This is a genomic window from Streptomyces sp. NPDC058964, from assembly GCF_042741275.1.
Classification (GTDB): domain Bacteria; phylum Actinomycetota; class Actinomycetes; order Streptomycetales; family Streptomycetaceae; genus Streptomyces.
Genome location: NZ_JBHYKH010000032.1, coordinates 1 through 13,661, shown reverse-complemented (window position 1 = coordinate 13,661; position 13,661 = coordinate 1). Strand labels below are relative to the sequence as shown.

The window sequence follows — 13,661 nt, the reverse complement described above, 5'->3', positions numbered from 1 at the left end:
TGAAGCGACGGGACGCGGCGATGGACGGGCGCCGGAAGATCAGGGGCAGGACCGCTTGACGTTGTTCTCGGCGGTGGCGCGCGCGGTCTCCGCGAGGTCGGCGAACTGACCGGCAAGCGAGGCGATGACGTCGGCCTTGAGCCGGTAGTAGGTGAACCGGCCGCAGGGCTCCGTCTCCACGATCCCCGCCTCGCGCAGCACCTTCAGATGGTTGGAAAGGTTGGTCTGTCTGGCCCCCGTCTCCTCGATCAGATGCGTGGAGCAGAGCGTCTCCTTGGCCAGCAGGGTGACGATCCGGAGGCGGAGCGGGTCGGCCAGAACCCGCAACAGATCAGTGTCGACCGACGTCAGCATGGACTGATACTGTCACATCACTTCAGGCTGATACCAGTCTGGACTGATCCTTGGACCCGTATCCCAGCACGAGTTGGGGCCCATGCCCCGAAGGGGGTTCCCATGACCGCATGCCCGCCCCCTGTCCTGCCCGACGAACACCTCGCGACCGGTACCGCCCGGCTCTCGGTGCGCTACCGCGGGCGCTTCTCCCCGGAGACCATCCAGCGCCTGATCCTCGACTCCTGCGAGCGCCTCGCCGAGCCCGCCCGCGTCCGCACACACCTCGTCGTGCTGGCCGAGCACCTGGCCACCGAGCACCTCGACGCCCTCTCCCGCATCGAGGGCGCACCGGGAAGCGGCCTGCCGCGGGTGCTGTTCGTGTGCAGCCACGACGCCGGCCGCTCCCAGATGGCCGCCGCCCTGCTCGCCCACCACGCCCAGGGCGACGTGGTGCTCTCCTCTGCGGGAACACACCCGGCCGCCGCCGTCGAACCGGTCGTCGCGCAGGTGCTGACCGAGGCCGGAGTGGACCTCACCGACGCGTTCCCCACGCCGCCGACGGACGAGGTCGTACAGGCCGCCGACATCGTCATCACGATGGGCTGTGGGGATGCCTGTCCCGTGCCGCCGGGCCGCCGGTACCTGGACTGGCCCGTCACCGACCCCGAGGGCGCACCGATCGCAGTCGTCCGCGGCATCCGCGACGAGATCGACGCCCACATCACCGAGTTGCTCACCTCACGGCCGAGCAGCTGAACCCGCCCCCGTATCAACTGTTGATCCACTTACGAAGGAAGTTCCGATGTCCTCCAGCCCGCTCGCCTCCGTGCTGTTCGTCTGTGTCCACAACGCCGGGCGTTCGCAGATGGCCGCCGGCTTCCTCTCCCACCTCGCGGGCGACCGGATCGAGGTCCGCTCCGCCGGCTCCATCCCGGGCGACCAGGTCAACCCCGCCGCGGTCGAGGCCATGAAGGAGGTCGGCGTCGACATCTCCGCGGCCAAGCCGAAGATCCTGACCACCGAGGCCGTCCAGGCGTCCGACTATGTCATCACCATGGGCTGCGGCGACGCCTGCCCGATCTTCCCCGGCAAGAAGTACCTGGACTGGGCGCTGGAAGACCCGGCGGGCAAGGGCGTCGAGGCCGTCCGCCCCATCCGCGACGAGATCAAGACCCGTATCGAGGCCCTGATCGCCGAGATCGACGCCCGGCAGGAGGCCTGACGTCCGTGACGGGCAACGGCATACGCGCGGTCATCGTCCTCGGATCCGGTCCCGCCGGATACACCGCTGCCCTCTACAGCGCCCGCGCCGACCTCAAGCCGCTCGTCTTCGGCGGCGCCGTCTTCGTCGGCGGTGCGCTCACCACGACGACCGAGGTCGAGAACTTCCCCGGCTTCCCCGAGGGCATCGACGGCCCGAGGCACCTTCTGGCCTCCGTCCGCACCCAACAGCGGACCACAGCCGCACCGCCGTCCCGGCCGGCCCCACCACCTGATGCTCGCCGCCGTCGAAGGTCGGCCAGTCGACCGGCCGCAGCACCGGGCCCCCGCCCGCGGTCACCGGCCCGCCCCCGACGAGACCACCGAACCGGCATGCAGCGACACCGAGACATCCACCGCCGGCTCGTGCGACCAGGACACTTCGGTCAGGCGTGTCATGAGCCAGACCCCGGACCAGGGACAGCACCCACGCATCCTCCCGCCCGTCACAGCATCCCCACCCAGAAAAGCTGAGCATGACCGGCACCGGCATGCGGATCTCACCCGGCCCACGACGATGGGCTGTGCTCTCCACTGCTTCCGGAACTTCTACGCCTCACCGTTCGAAGCCGGCGCGGCCCGGGTCGGGAGCAGAGTCACCAACCGCGTGAGCCGCGAGCGAACTCGGGGCCCCTCGCCACATGGGACTGCCCACCATGAGCACCCCGTCCGTCCGACCGGCCCGGGACGGCCGGATACAGTGCGCGCGACGGCAGCCTGGTTGCTCAAGGAGGGGAAGCGTGACCGACACCAGCGAAACCCGATCCGCCGACAGTGCAGCGCACGCGACTCAGCAGGGCCGACTGCACCGCCTGATGCGCTACCTCCCCCTGATCGCCCCCGTCCTGCTGTGGACCGTGCCCTGCTGGCTGCTGCTGCACACCGGCCAGCACTGGCCGCTCCCTGTCACGCTCGCCGGCACCGCCCTGTTCGCCCTCGGCCTCATCGGCATGCCGCTCGCGATGGTCCGCGGCCACGGCCGACGCCAGCAGGACTGGGCGGCGATCGTCGGAGACACCCTGCTGGGCACCATCTGGACCCTGTTCGCCTGGTCCGTCGTGCTCGGGGTCCCGCTGCGGCTCGCCCTGACCGTGACCGGCGTCGGCGACGGCCAGGACCGGGCCCGGATCGTCACCTGGGCGGTCCTCGGCGCAGCCACCGTGCTGCTCACCTGGGGGTACGCCGAGGCCCGCCGGGTACCACGGGTACGCCGCCTGGACGTGCAACTTCCGCGCCTGGGGGCCGGGTTGGACGGCACGCGCGTCGTCCTCATCACCGACACCCACTACGGCCCGCTCGACCGCGCCCGCTGGTCGGCGCGGGTCTGCGAAACGGTCAACACGCTGAAGGCCGACCTCGTCTGCCACACCGGAGACATCGCGGACGGCACGGCCGAACGCCGCCGCGCCCAGGCCGCCCCACTCGGCACCGTGCAGGCCACCCGGGCCCGGGTCTACGTCACCGGCAACCACGAGTACTACAGCGAGGCCCAGGGCTGGGTCGACCTGATGGACGAGCTGGGCTGGGAGCCGCTGCGCAACCGCCATCTGCTGCTCGAACGCGGTGGCGACACCCTCGTGGTCGCCGGCGTGGACGACGTCACGGCCGAGTCCTCCGGCCTCGCCGGCCACGGCGCCCACCTCGCCGGAGCCCTGCACGGCGCCGCGCCCGCCCCCCCCGGCCGCCCCGGGGGGCCCCCCCCCCCCCCGGCACAGGCGGACGCGAGGAGGGGAGGGATGGCGGCCCCCCTTCCTCTCACCCGGGCTCAGCGCAGGCGCAGTGCCTCGCGGAGGGTGGTGAACAGGTCGGTCTGGTTGGTGACACCGAGGACGCGGTACGCCTGCGGCCCCTGCGCGGCGATACGGACCTGGGTGCCCGTGTGCTCCTGGGACTGACCGGGCGTGTTGGTCGAGTAGTTGACCTTCAGCCGCTGGCCCTCGTTGGTGACCAGGGTGGAGGACAGACCCGGAGGCGTGGCCTCAAGCGGGACGATCTGGCTGGTGTGGCCGTGGTCGGCGGTGGTGACGACGAGGGTGTCGGGGTGCTTGGCCGCGTACGCACGGGCTACCTTGACCGCGCGGTCGAAGGCGGCGGTCTCACCGATCTGGCCGCAGGGGTCGGCGGCGTGGTCCTGCTTGTCGATCGAGGCGCCCTCGATCTGCAGGAAGAACCCCTGCTTGGAGTGCTTCTGCTTCTGCTTGGCCTCCAGCAGCTGGATCGCCTTGGTGGCGGAGTCCGCGAGGCTCGGCGTCGTGGACGGCCGGCTCGGGTTGGAGGTGACGCACCGCTGCGGATCCGTGCCACCGACGGCGGCGGCCTTGCCGGTCCACTCCACCGGCACGTTGCCCGAGGCGAACAGGCCGAGCACCGGCTTGCCCGCCTTCACGCCCTGGAGACCCGCGCTGTCCGTGACCACCTGGTAGCCGAGTTTCTGCGCCTGCTGGGTGACGGTGAGGCCCTGGTACTCACCGGCGGTGACCTGCTGGTCGAACCGCTGCTTGCCACCGCCGAGAAGGACGTCGACCTTGTGGTTGACGGACTGCTCGGCGATCGAGCCGGGACCACCCGCGGTGAGGGTGTCGGTGGGGCACTTGGCCATGTCGGCCGGGCCCTGGCAGGACCGGTCGGTGACATGGGAGGCGAGCACGGCGGGCGTGGCGTCGGTGAGTTCGGCGGTGGTGACGCTGCCGGTGGCGTAGCCGTTCTTCTGGGCCAGCTCCAGGATGGTCCGGACCGCCTTGTCGGTGCCGGGCGTCTTGGAGATACGGCCGTTGACCGTCTTCACGCCCGTCGCCCAGCCGGAGCCGCTCGCCGCGGAGTCGGTGACGTAGTCCGGGGTGCCGTCGGCGTGGACCGCGTACGTCGTGTAGGCGCCCGTCAGCGGGAACTTGTCCATGTTCAGGCGGCCGTTGGCGCCGACCGTGTAGTCGCGGGCGAGAGTGATCTCCGAGTCACCCATGCCGTCACCGATGAGCAGGATGACGTTCTTCGCCTTCCCGCCCTGGATCGCGGCCTTGGCCTGCTGCGCGCCGTCGAAGGCGCCGGCGGCGGTCGTGACGGCCACGGCGGCCGTGGTCGCGGCGACCAGAGCGGTGGCGACCATGAGGTGACGGCGGGTTGGGCTGGTCATGGTTACGACTCCTTGAGGCGTCCGACGTGCGGATGCGGCGATCAACGCAGGCCAGATCACCAGGTTTCGGCAAAGGAGAGGTAAACGACTGGTCCTGATGGCGTATCCGGAACATGTCACACGAGGGAGATGCGCGTCGGGGTGGCGTTTTCGGCATGCCGTCAGGAGCAGGCCAGGGTCGACTTGATGGACCGGCGCTCCAGTGAGGGGCCGCCGCGGCTGACCGCGGCAGCGCACACTGCACACCGCGCGTCATCTCACCGCCGTGACGCTGCCTTTCGGCGGCGCAGCATCACGGTGACAGGCAGGATGGCACCAGCCAGGAGAAGCCCGGCCGTTCCTCCGTAAAGGGCCATGGAGCTGCCGGTGACGGCGTGCGCCCTGGCCGGCCGGCTTTGGCCCGGGTGGCGGGGGAAAGTGATGGAGGCGCGGTAGGTGTCCTCGTACAGGCCGCTCTTGAGGCGGAGTGTCGCCTGCCAGGGGCCGTCGGCCACCTGGTCGGTCACCAGGACTGTCACGGGTTCCGACTGGCCGGGTGCGAGGGTGGTGCCGAGCTGTACCGGGTAGGGGCCGGCGCTGATGCTCCCTCGCACTTTGGTCAGGTTCAGGGTCCCGCTCAGGTCCAGGGCGCGACCGCCGGTGTTGTGGACCTGTGCTTTGACGATGGCGCGGCCTGCCCGGTCGCGTTCGGCGGTCATCGTGTCGACTCTGAATCCGGTCGGTGGTGGGTTGTGACCGCCGACGGAAAGATACAGCCGGACACCGGCACGGTTGACCAGGGTGACACCAGGGCCGTTTCCTCCGGACATCTGTGCCCAGACGACGCCGTATCTCTCGCCAGGGGCCGCGTCCCTGGGCACGCGGATCGTCACGGACGCACGGGCCGTGGAGTGGGGCGGCACAGTGAGCCGCCGCTTGTCCAGCGAAGTCCAGGAGGTCAGTTCGTTTCTGTGTCTTTCGAACGCTCCGATGAACGACCCGTGCTTGATTCTCGCGGAGCTGGGATACATCACCACGCGTGCCGGTTCGTCGGAGGTGTTCGCCACCTCCACGCGTCGGCGGATGGTGGTGCCGGGTCGTAGGTTGTCGATGATGTACTGCCGTGCGCGTGTGTCGTTGACCAAGTCCGCGGGAACGTCGAGAAGCCGCACGAAGAAGCTGCCGTAACCGCCGGCGCCCCCCGCCGCCGCGACACGGGGTGCCGCGATCGCGGACGGAGGGCCGCTGATGGTCCCGGCCAGCGCCAGCAGGCACAGCGCTCCAGCCGGAATGTACTTGTGCACCAGAAGAATCCTCGGATCGTGTTACGTCACGCCACGGAATGCGTGATGGTCGAGGTGTACGTGCCCGCGAGCGAGTTCGGGGGGACTGTGATCGAGATCGTCGGGTTCCAGGTGGCCGAGTTCGAGCCGGAGACCTGGGTGGCGACCTGCACGGGGCCCGGCGGGTACATGGGGCTCAGGTCGCTCGGGGTCACCGTGGCCGTACCGATCACGCTTGCCTGGGGGGCGTGGTACGTACTGGAGTTGGCCGCGGAGACCGAGATGGTCGTGTTGTTGGGTCCCGTGAAGTCCACGGCCTGTGCTGTGACGGTCCAGCCGGCAGTGCCGCCGCGCTGGTCCGTCACAGTGACGTTGCCCAGCTGGTTGGTGACCGTTTGCGGGCTGGAACTCACGACGGTCGAACCCAGGTCAACCGGTCCCGCCGGCACGGTGATGCCCAGGCCGCCACCAGTCACTTCCAGCGTCACCGGGGTGTCTTCGGCGGAGGCCGATGTGGGGCAGGCCAGAACTGCCAGGGTGGACAGCATCACCGACAAGGGAATGCCACGACGCATTCTCTTCTTCCTCTCGGAGGGAGACGCGACAGCGCCTCGGTTCTTGATCACTCGCATGGTGAGGTCCGGTGCCGCCACCCGGGGCTGTTCCCCGCTCCGACACGACGACAGCTAGCCGACCGGCTCAATAGGCACACCAGTCCCCCACTGCCCCCTCCAGGCCGGATACTTCACTTCCGGCAAGCCGCGGACGACCCGGACAGAGAATGCCTCCCACCAGGCACCAAGTTCCGGAGCCTCCGAGCGGTGCTTGCCCTGCATGCCTGCCGGTCGATCGGTACCGAAGCTCATACTCTGGGGTGAGTTCGGTCGGGGAGCTGTGCCGCGTAGCGGGACCGACGTCCTCCGGACCGGGTCCATGCGGTCGCGCTCCCGGGGCTGATCCCGAGCAGTTCCGTGCGGACCGCCGCCGGCAGCAGGGTGGAGAGCCCCCTCAGGGCGGAAGTCGGGACGGTAAAGCGTTCGTTCGACAGACCCGGGCGCCCCGCGCTGTGCGGGCCGCGACCGGCTCGCCTTCGTGGGGGTCAGTGCCCGCTGACGGCGAGTTCGTACTCGCCGATGAGGTCACCGAGCAGGGTTCCCGCGGTCAGGTCGCCGGTGACGTGGCCGGCCATGTAGAGCCGGGAGTAGAGGACCTGGTCCTGCATCCACCGGTAGTCCGCGGACCGGTGCGGGGACAGGGCGCCGAGGAAGGTGACGGCTGCCGCGGCGCGCGTGGCGTGGCGGGAGGGGTAGGAGTACGGGCCCTTGGCGCCGGGCTTGATGTGCTTCTCGGGGCGCAGGGTCGGGTCGAGGACGAAGGGAGCGGGCTGCTTGTCGCGGGCCGCGACCTGGTCGCTGATGGACTTGGCCAGCTTCAGGGCCGCCTTGAGTTCGGCCTTCTCCACCTTGCCCTGCTGGGCGGGAATCAGTTCGCGCTGGTCGTGGAGGTAGAGCTTCCAGATGTCCTTCTTGCCGTTCAGCTCCAGCCAGGTGGCCGCCTTCTTCCCGGCGGCCGTACGGGTCTTGGCCAGTAGCTGGACCTGATGGAGCTGGGCGGTCCGCTGCTTCGCGGTGGGCGGTGCGGGGACCTGCCGTGCGGCCCAGGCGGCGAACGTCTTGTCGTCGCGGGTGGTGCCGTGCGCCCGCTTCCACTGGGCGAAGAGGGCGTCGGCCTTCGCGCGCTGGGCAGCGGCCTGCTTGCCGATCGGGGTGATGTCGGCGTCCGTGAAGAGGGCCGGGGGCGGATTCCGCTTGATCCGGTCGGTCGCCGACGGCTTCTGCTTCGCCGTGGAGGCCGGGGCAACGGGTTGCGGTCGCAGCAGTCCGAACGCGGCGGCCGCCACGGCGAGCAGGGCGATGATCGCGTACTGCCATTTGATGCGGCGCAGAGCGTTCATGAGGCCGGGGTCCTTTCGGGGTGCGGAACGGGACGGGCGTCGACGGTGAAGTGGGTGCGCGCGAGACGGCGTACGTCGTTGTCCGGCAGGCCGGGTGTGAGCAGCGACTGACCGACGATGTACTTGCTCACGGAGACGGGCCGGGCGCCCAGGCCCAGCAGGAGGCGGTCGGCCGGAGCGGGCCGGGCGCCGCCCTTGGTCTCGACGAGGACCTGTCCGGGGGCGAGGGCCGCGGTGCGGTCTCCGAGATGACAGGTGAGGCTGCCGTCGAGGGTGACGCGCGTCCCGTGGCCGAGGTCCGCGAGGGCCGCGCGGACATAGCGGATCTCCGCCGCGGGGGACAGCGTCGCGGCGCTGACCGGGATGTCCGCTCGCCGCAGCACACGGTCGACGAACTCGGCCGCGTCGGCGTCCAGTTGACCGTAGGCACCGGTGGGGACCTTGAGGGCGTGTTTGACGGTGGCGCCCCGCCCGTCCTTCGTCTTCACCTCCACCCGGCACAGTCCGTCCTCCGCGTACAGGCGGGTGCGGACCTTCCAGCGGCGGCGGCGCCGCTGGACGTGGGCGCGCCAGGCGCCGAGCCGCTCGGTGTCGAAGTACGTGCTGAGGTAGCTCGTCGTACGGCGTCCGGCCAGGTCCAGGACGTGGTGACTGTCGGCGAGCCGGTCGACGAGGAGGCGCGCGCGGTCGAGGGAGAGCAGGTACTTGCGGTCGGTGCGGTGCTGGAGCGCGGCGGCCGCGTCGACCTCGGCGAGCGTGGCTCCGCGCAGCGCGGGCAGGCCGAGGCCGCCCGCGAGGGACGCAGCCGGTGTCATGTGGCGGACACCTGCTCGCGCGGCTCGGCGTCCTGCGCGGCCGGTTCCTGCGTGGCGGCGGACTCGCCCGGTACGGCCGGGTAGCGGGCGGAGACCCGGGTGGTCTCGCGGACATAGTCGACCTCGTCGACCGTCACCGACAGCGGGGTCCGGCCGAAACGGTGCGCGACGTCCTGGGCGATCAGCGCGGGGTCGCCGTAGACGCGGTCCAGCGTGAGTTTCACCGCGCGGGTCGGCGGCTCGTAGGCGCGGGGGTCGTCCACCAGCAGGACCGCCACCAGCACCACCGCGTCCAACGCGATGACGAGCCAGCTGTCGCGCTGCGGAAGCCCGGTGCACAGGGCCATCACCAGGGCCACGAAGGTGTAGGCGACGTCGCGCAGGGTGAAGGCCGCGCTGCGCAGGCGGACCAGGGAGAGGATGCCGAACAGACCGAAGCCGACCCCGGCGGGGAACTTGCCCGCGCTGATGGTGCTCATCGCCGCGAACAGACCGGTGTTCAGTGCGACCAGGACCAGCGGCATCGCCGGTGCGCTGGGGCGGCGCCGGTACAGCCACCCGACCAGGATCAGCAGGGCGACGATGTCCAGTCCGCCTCGCGCGGTGAGGTCGGCGGGCGCGATGTGGTCGGTGATGCCCTTCGCGGCGAGCACCGTGGTGTCCATGACAGTCCCTTCCGTCCCGGCACGTCGAACGGCGGACCGGCCACGGCCCGCGGTGGGCCGCGACGTGAAGGACGGTAGGGATTTCACATGAACAGATCATGAAGCCTTTCCGGCGCCCGGAGCCGGGCCCGCGGGCGGTTAGCCTGGCCGGCATGCACTACCTGGTCGTCGACGACGAGACCCGCCTCACGGACCTCGTCGTCCGCTACCTCACCGAATCCGGGCACACCGCCGAAGGCCGTTACGACGGTCCCTCCGGCCTTGCCGCCGCCCGTGACCCCCGCCTGGACGGAATCGTCCTGGACGTGATGCTGCCGGGTATGGACGGCGTCGAGGTGTGCCGGAGGCTGCGTGGCGAGGGCATCGACGTCCCCGTGATCCTGCTCACCGCGCGCGGCGCGATCAGCGAGCGGGTCGCGGGGCTGGACGCCGGCGCCGACGACTACGTGGTCAAACCCTTCGCCATGGAGGAGGTGCTGGCCCGACTGCGCGCGATATCCCGGCGCCGCCCCGACTCCTCCGGCCGGCTCCAGGTGGGCGACCTCGTCCTCGATCCCGAGCGGCAGCGGGCGTGGCGGGCGGACACGGAGCTCGACCTGTCCCGTCGGGAGTTCGCCGTGCTGCGCGTGCTGATGGAGAACGCCGGCCGGGTGGTGACCCGGCTGCGGCTGCTCGACGAGGTCTGGGACGGGGAGACGGACCTGCGCAGCAACGCCATAGACGTGCACGTCTCCAAGGTGCGCGCCAAGGTGGACCGGGCCTTCGACCGTACGACGATCACGACCCTGCGCGGACGCGGGTACCGCCTGGAGACCGCGCCGTGAGCCTGCCCGGCGGGCCGCCGGCCCGGTTCGGCCGGCTGCCGGTGGTCACGCGTCTGGTGCTCGCCGTCGCCGTCACCATGTCACTGGTCCTGGCCGGAGCGGCCGGGCTGGTCTACTGGCGCGTCCAGACCGCCCTGGACCGGCAGCTGCACGACGACCTGGCCGCCTACCAGCACAGCCTCGACCGGGCAGTGCGCTCGGGGGCCGCGTTCCCGCCGGGCCCCAGCGGCAGCCTCTACCAGGTCCTCGACGCGCGGGGCCGTGTCCTGTCCGCCAGTGACGCCACGCACCGTCGGGCGCTGCTCACTCCCGCCGAACTCGGCTCGGCCGTACGCGGGCACACGGTACGACGTGACGTGGGCGCCCTGCTGCCGATCACTCCGGACACGTTGCGCCTCCAGGCCAAGCGCGTCACGGCCGGCGGAACGCCCCGCGTCGTCGTCGCGGCCGTACGACGAGGGCACCGCGACGAGGCCCTGCGTGAACTCCTCGCCCAGCTCGCCCTGGCCTCCGGCCTGACGCTGATCGCCGCCTCGTACGTCGGCTACCGCACCGCCCGCGCCGCCCTGCGTCCCGTCGAGCGCTACCGCACCGCGGCAGCGACCCTCGCCGACGGCGCCCAGAACCTGCGCCTGGACGTGCCGGCCGACCGCGACGACGAGATCACCCGTCTCGGCCACACCCTCAACCGCATGCTCGACCGCCTGGAGGCGTCCGCCGTGCGTGAGCGCCGGTTCGTTGCGGACGCCAGCCACGAGCTGCGCACCCCGCTGTCCCTGCTGCGGGCCGAGGTCGACGTCGCGCTGCACCGCCCCCGCTCGGCCGAGGAACTGACCGAGACCCTGCGCTCCGTGGACGACGAGGTCCAGCGCCTGATCGTTCTCTCCAACGCCCTGCTGGACCTGGAAGAGCTCGGCAGCACCGACCACGTCGCCCGGTCCGCCGTACGACTCGCCGACCTGGTCGGGACCGCCGTGGCCCCGCATCTGCGCACCGCCGAGCGGTCCGGACGCCGCCTGGACGCCGAGGCGGCGGACACGACCGTCGACGTCGACGCCCGATGGCTGGTGCCGGCCATCGGCAACCTGGTCGGCAACGCCCTGCGCCACGGCGACGGGACCGTCCGCCTCACCGCCGCGGTCCAGGAGGGCAGGCTGCGGGTGCGCGTCACGGACGAGGGGCCCGGCTTCCCAGCGGAGTTCCTGCCCCGGGCGTTCGACCGCTTCGCCCGTGCCGAAGCGAGCCGCACCAGCGAGGGCTCCGGCCTCGGGCTCGCCTTCGTACAGGCGGTGGCCACCGCCCACGGCGGCACCGCGCACGCCGAGAACACCGGGCACGGGGGCGCCGTCACCCTCGACCTGCCCTGCTGAACGGCGCGCGGCGGCGTCGGCAGACTCCTCCTGGGCGCCAGCTTTTTCGGCAAGGTCACCGGCCTCCGCCTCGCCCGCAACCGCCCCGAGCCGTACTCGGCCTGCGTCGGCACCGACCGGGACACCATCGGCGGCGGTCGCGGCGACTGGGCCCACCATGCCCGGCCGACCGCTTCGTCGACGTGGTCGCCGCCCCGGTCAGGGACTTCGCCCCGATCCACGGGGCGGGCCACTTCGCGTCCTTTGGCCACCCGGATCAGTCCCTTGACGTGATGCTCACCACGGTGCGGCACGAGCTGCGCTGAGGCGACTCAACACCGTTCCCCCACAACGGCGTTGGTCCTGGAGGCGGCCAACTGGACTTTTGCCGCCCCGGATCGGCCGACCGGCTCGACTATCTTCGGGCCTATGGCGCAAGCCGTGATCATTCCCCTCGGTAAGGAACGTGTATGAAGGTCCTCATCGCCGGCGGTGCCGGCTTCATCGGCAGCACCGTCGCCTCCGCCTGCCTGGACAGCGGCATCGAGCCGGTCATCCTGGACAACCTCGTCACCGGCCGCAAGGAGTTCACCGAGGGACGCGCGTTCTACGAAGGCGACATCGCCGACGGCCCGCTCGTCGACCGCATCTTCGCCGAGCACCCCGGGATCGAGGCGGTCATCGACTGCGCCGCGCTCATCGTCGTACCGGAGTCCGTCGCCCAGCCGCTCCGCTACTACACGGAGAATGTGGCCAAGGGCATCGACTTCGTCGGACACGTCATCCGCAACGGCTGCCGGCGCTTCGTCTTCAGCTCCTCCGCCTCGATCTACGACGCGGGCGAGGACTTCGCCGTGGACGAGGAGGCGCCGCTGGCCCCGCTGAGTCCCTACGCCCGGACCAAGGCCCTGTTCGAGACGGCGCTCGAGGACATCAGCTCCACCGGGGACATCAGGGTGGTGTCCCTCCGCTACTTCAACCCCATCGGCGCGGACCCCGAGCTGCGCACCGGGCTGCAGGTGCGCCGGCCCAGCCACGCGCTGGGCAAGATGATCGAGGCGCTCGACAGCGGTGAGCCGTTCACCATCACGGGCGTCGACTGGCCCACCCGGGACGGGTCCGGCATTCGCGACTACGTGCACGTCTGGGACCTGGCGCAGGCCCATGTCCAGGCCCTGCGCCGCTTCGACCTCTTCCTGCCCGCCGACGGCGGGCCCACGTACCAGGTGATCAACCTCGGAACCGGTACGGGCACCACGGTCCGCGAACTGCTCGACGCCTTCGCGTCGGTCAACGGCGCGCCGCTGACGGCGGTCGAGGCAGGCCCCCGCCCCGGTGACAACGCCGGCGCGTTCTGCCGGAGCGGACGAGCCGGGGAACTCCTCGACTGGCGTCCGAAGCACTCCCTCGAAGAAGGGATCCGGGACACGCTCGCCTGGTTCGCCAAGCGGGAGTCCGTCATCGACCTGTCCGACTGACGGCCCCACTGCTTATGGGCCTTTTACCCGATCGATCCTGCCTGGTCAAGTCACGACTCGTCGGAACGTGACCCTGCGGTTCAGCTGGGGCGTAATTGAAGTGCGGGCCTCACCGGAGAGGAAATCCGGAGAGGAAATCCAAAAAGGAATTACGCCCCGCGTATCGACAGGAGAAAGACCATGAACCGTGTTTTTCGTACCCCCAACGACGGCCGTTCCAAGCGCCGGGGATTTCGTCTCGCGACGCTCTTCGCATCCGCCGCGGTGATTACCGGTGGCATCGTCCTCCCGGCGTCCGCCGCGATGGCGGCCCCGATGCCCGCCATGGGAGTCGCGAGCTTCGTCCAGGGCGGTGGCGCCGGTGGTGACGGTGGTGACGGCGGCGGCGGCCTGATCGGCGGCGGCGGTGGCTCCGGTGGCTCCGGTGGCGGCAGCGTCCTGGGCGTGGGCGGCACCGGCGGAAACGGCGGCAACGGCGGCAACGGCATTCTGTCCGGCGGCGGTGGCGGCGGCGGTGGCGGCGGTGGCGACGGTGTCATCGGCGGCAACGGCGGCAAGGGCGGCAACGGAGGCTCCGGCCTGTTCGGC

At 70.9% G+C, this 13,661-nt stretch carries 12 protein-coding genes and 3 pseudogenes; 8 read left to right on the top strand and 7 right to left on the bottom strand.

Annotated elements, in window-relative coordinates; translation table 11 throughout:
- Positions 1–39: 39 nt before the first annotated feature.
- Positions 40–354, bottom strand: a complete 315-nt coding sequence (locus ACFW2E_RS06575; RefSeq protein WP_384462360.1) for an ArsR/SmtB family transcription factor — start codon at positions 352–354, stop codon at positions 40–42.
- Between the two features lie 102 nt (positions 355–456).
- On the opposite strand from ACFW2E_RS06575, the gene ACFW2E_RS06570 reads away from it, so the two are divergent.
- From ACFW2E_RS06570 to ACFW2E_RS06555, 4 genes and pseudogenes are all read left to right on the top strand, one after another.
- Positions 457–1,092, top strand: coding sequence for a three-helix bundle dimerization domain-containing protein (locus ACFW2E_RS06570; RefSeq protein WP_384462357.1), 636 nt, complete (start codon positions 457–459; stop codon positions 1,090–1,092).
- A 46-nt stretch (positions 1,093–1,138) separates the two neighbouring features.
- The gene (locus ACFW2E_RS06565) at positions 1,139–1,558 is read left to right on the top strand and encodes an arsenate reductase ArsC (RefSeq protein WP_384462354.1); all 420 of its coding nucleotides are present in this window, start codon (positions 1,139–1,141) and stop codon (positions 1,556–1,558) included.
- Positions 1,555–1,785, top strand: a pseudogene (locus ACFW2E_RS06560) (FAD-dependent oxidoreductase); the annotation flags it as partial. The gene ACFW2E_RS06565 and the pseudogene ACFW2E_RS06560, both read left to right, overlap by 4 nt.
- A 551-nt stretch (positions 1,786–2,336) precedes the next feature.
- On the top strand, positions 2,337–3,491 hold the full coding sequence (locus tag ACFW2E_RS06555) for a metallophosphoesterase (RefSeq protein WP_384462351.1): 1,155 nt from the start codon (positions 2,337–2,339) through the stop codon (positions 3,489–3,491).
- Here the strand turns inward: ACFW2E_RS06555 and ACFW2E_RS06550 are convergent.
- The 6 genes and pseudogenes from ACFW2E_RS06550 to ACFW2E_RS06525 form a co-directional block, all read right to left on the bottom strand.
- A pseudogene (locus ACFW2E_RS06550) lies at positions 3,431–4,555 on the bottom strand (alkaline phosphatase); the annotation flags it as partial. The gene ACFW2E_RS06555 and the pseudogene ACFW2E_RS06550 sit on opposite strands and share 61 nt — an antisense overlap.
- Before the next feature lie 428 nt (positions 4,556–4,983).
- On the bottom strand, positions 4,984–6,009 hold the full coding sequence (locus tag ACFW2E_RS06545) for a peptidase (RefSeq protein WP_384462347.1): 1,026 nt from the start codon (positions 6,007–6,009) through the stop codon (positions 4,984–4,986).
- A gap of 26 nt (positions 6,010–6,035) precedes the next feature.
- Complete coding sequence (locus ACFW2E_RS06540; protein ID WP_384462344.1) at positions 6,036–6,563, bottom strand: WxL domain-containing protein; 528 nt, start codon at positions 6,561–6,563, stop codon at positions 6,036–6,038.
- Between the two features lie 524 nt (positions 6,564–7,087).
- Entirely contained in the window at positions 7,088–7,942 is an 855-nt protein-coding gene (locus ACFW2E_RS06535) for a phosphatase PAP2 family protein (RefSeq protein WP_384462341.1), read from the bottom strand.
- Entirely contained in the window at positions 7,939–8,757 is an 819-nt protein-coding gene (locus ACFW2E_RS06530) for a polyphosphate polymerase domain-containing protein (RefSeq protein WP_384462338.1), read from the bottom strand. The genes ACFW2E_RS06535 and ACFW2E_RS06530 overlap by 4 nt, the downstream gene beginning before the upstream one ends.
- Complete coding sequence (locus tag ACFW2E_RS06525) at positions 8,754–9,422, bottom strand: DUF4956 domain-containing protein (protein ID WP_384462335.1); 669 nt, start codon at positions 9,420–9,422, stop codon at positions 8,754–8,756. The genes ACFW2E_RS06530 and ACFW2E_RS06525 overlap by 4 nt, the downstream gene beginning before the upstream one ends.
- A 152-nt stretch (positions 9,423–9,574) precedes the next feature.
- Between ACFW2E_RS06525 and ACFW2E_RS06520 the strand changes: the two genes are divergently transcribed.
- The 4 genes and pseudogenes from ACFW2E_RS06520 to ACFW2E_RS06505 form a co-directional block, all read left to right on the top strand.
- Positions 9,575–10,246, top strand: coding sequence for a response regulator transcription factor (locus tag ACFW2E_RS06520; protein ID WP_384462332.1), 672 nt, complete (start codon positions 9,575–9,577; stop codon positions 10,244–10,246).
- The gene (locus ACFW2E_RS06515; RefSeq protein WP_384462330.1) at positions 10,243–11,616 is read left to right on the top strand and encodes an ATP-binding protein; all 1,374 of its coding nucleotides are present in this window, start codon (positions 10,243–10,245) and stop codon (positions 11,614–11,616) included. Before ACFW2E_RS06520 ends, ACFW2E_RS06515 begins: the two co-directional genes overlap by 4 nt.
- A 449-nt stretch (positions 11,617–12,065) precedes the next feature.
- A complete protein-coding gene (gene galE, locus ACFW2E_RS06510) occupies positions 12,066–13,073 on the top strand; it encodes a UDP-glucose 4-epimerase GalE (RefSeq protein WP_384462327.1) in 1,008 nt (335 codons plus the stop codon).
- 180 nt (positions 13,074–13,253) lie between these two features.
- Positions 13,254–13,661, top strand: a pseudogene (locus ACFW2E_RS06505) (hypothetical protein); the annotation flags it as partial.

Coding starts and splice junctions, on each gene's coding strand:
- galE (WP_384462327.1), top strand. CDS start 12,066: ATGAAGGTCCTCATCGCCGGCGGTGCCGGCTTCATCGGCAGCACCGTC.
- ACFW2E_RS06570 (WP_384462357.1), top strand. CDS start 457: ATGACCGCATGCCCGCCCCCTGTCCTGCCCGACGAACACCTCGCGACC.
- ACFW2E_RS06535 (WP_384462341.1), bottom strand. CDS start 7,942: ATGAACGCTCTGCGCCGCATCAAATGGCAGTACGCGATCATCGCCCTG.
- ACFW2E_RS06520 (WP_384462332.1), top strand. CDS start 9,575: ATGCACTACCTGGTCGTCGACGACGAGACCCGCCTCACGGACCTCGTC.
- ACFW2E_RS06540 (WP_384462344.1), bottom strand. CDS start 6,563: ATGCGTCGTGGCATTCCCTTGTCGGTGATGCTGTCCACCCTGGCAGTT.
- ACFW2E_RS06575 (WP_384462360.1), bottom strand. CDS start 354: ATGCTGACGTCGGTCGACACTGATCTGTTGCGGGTTCTGGCCGACCCG.
- ACFW2E_RS06565 (WP_384462354.1), top strand. CDS start 1,139: ATGTCCTCCAGCCCGCTCGCCTCCGTGCTGTTCGTCTGTGTCCACAAC.
- ACFW2E_RS06525 (WP_384462335.1), bottom strand. CDS start 9,422: ATGGACACCACGGTGCTCGCCGCGAAGGGCATCACCGACCACATCGCG.
- ACFW2E_RS06530 (WP_384462338.1), bottom strand. CDS start 8,757: ATGACACCGGCTGCGTCCCTCGCGGGCGGCCTCGGCCTGCCCGCGCTG.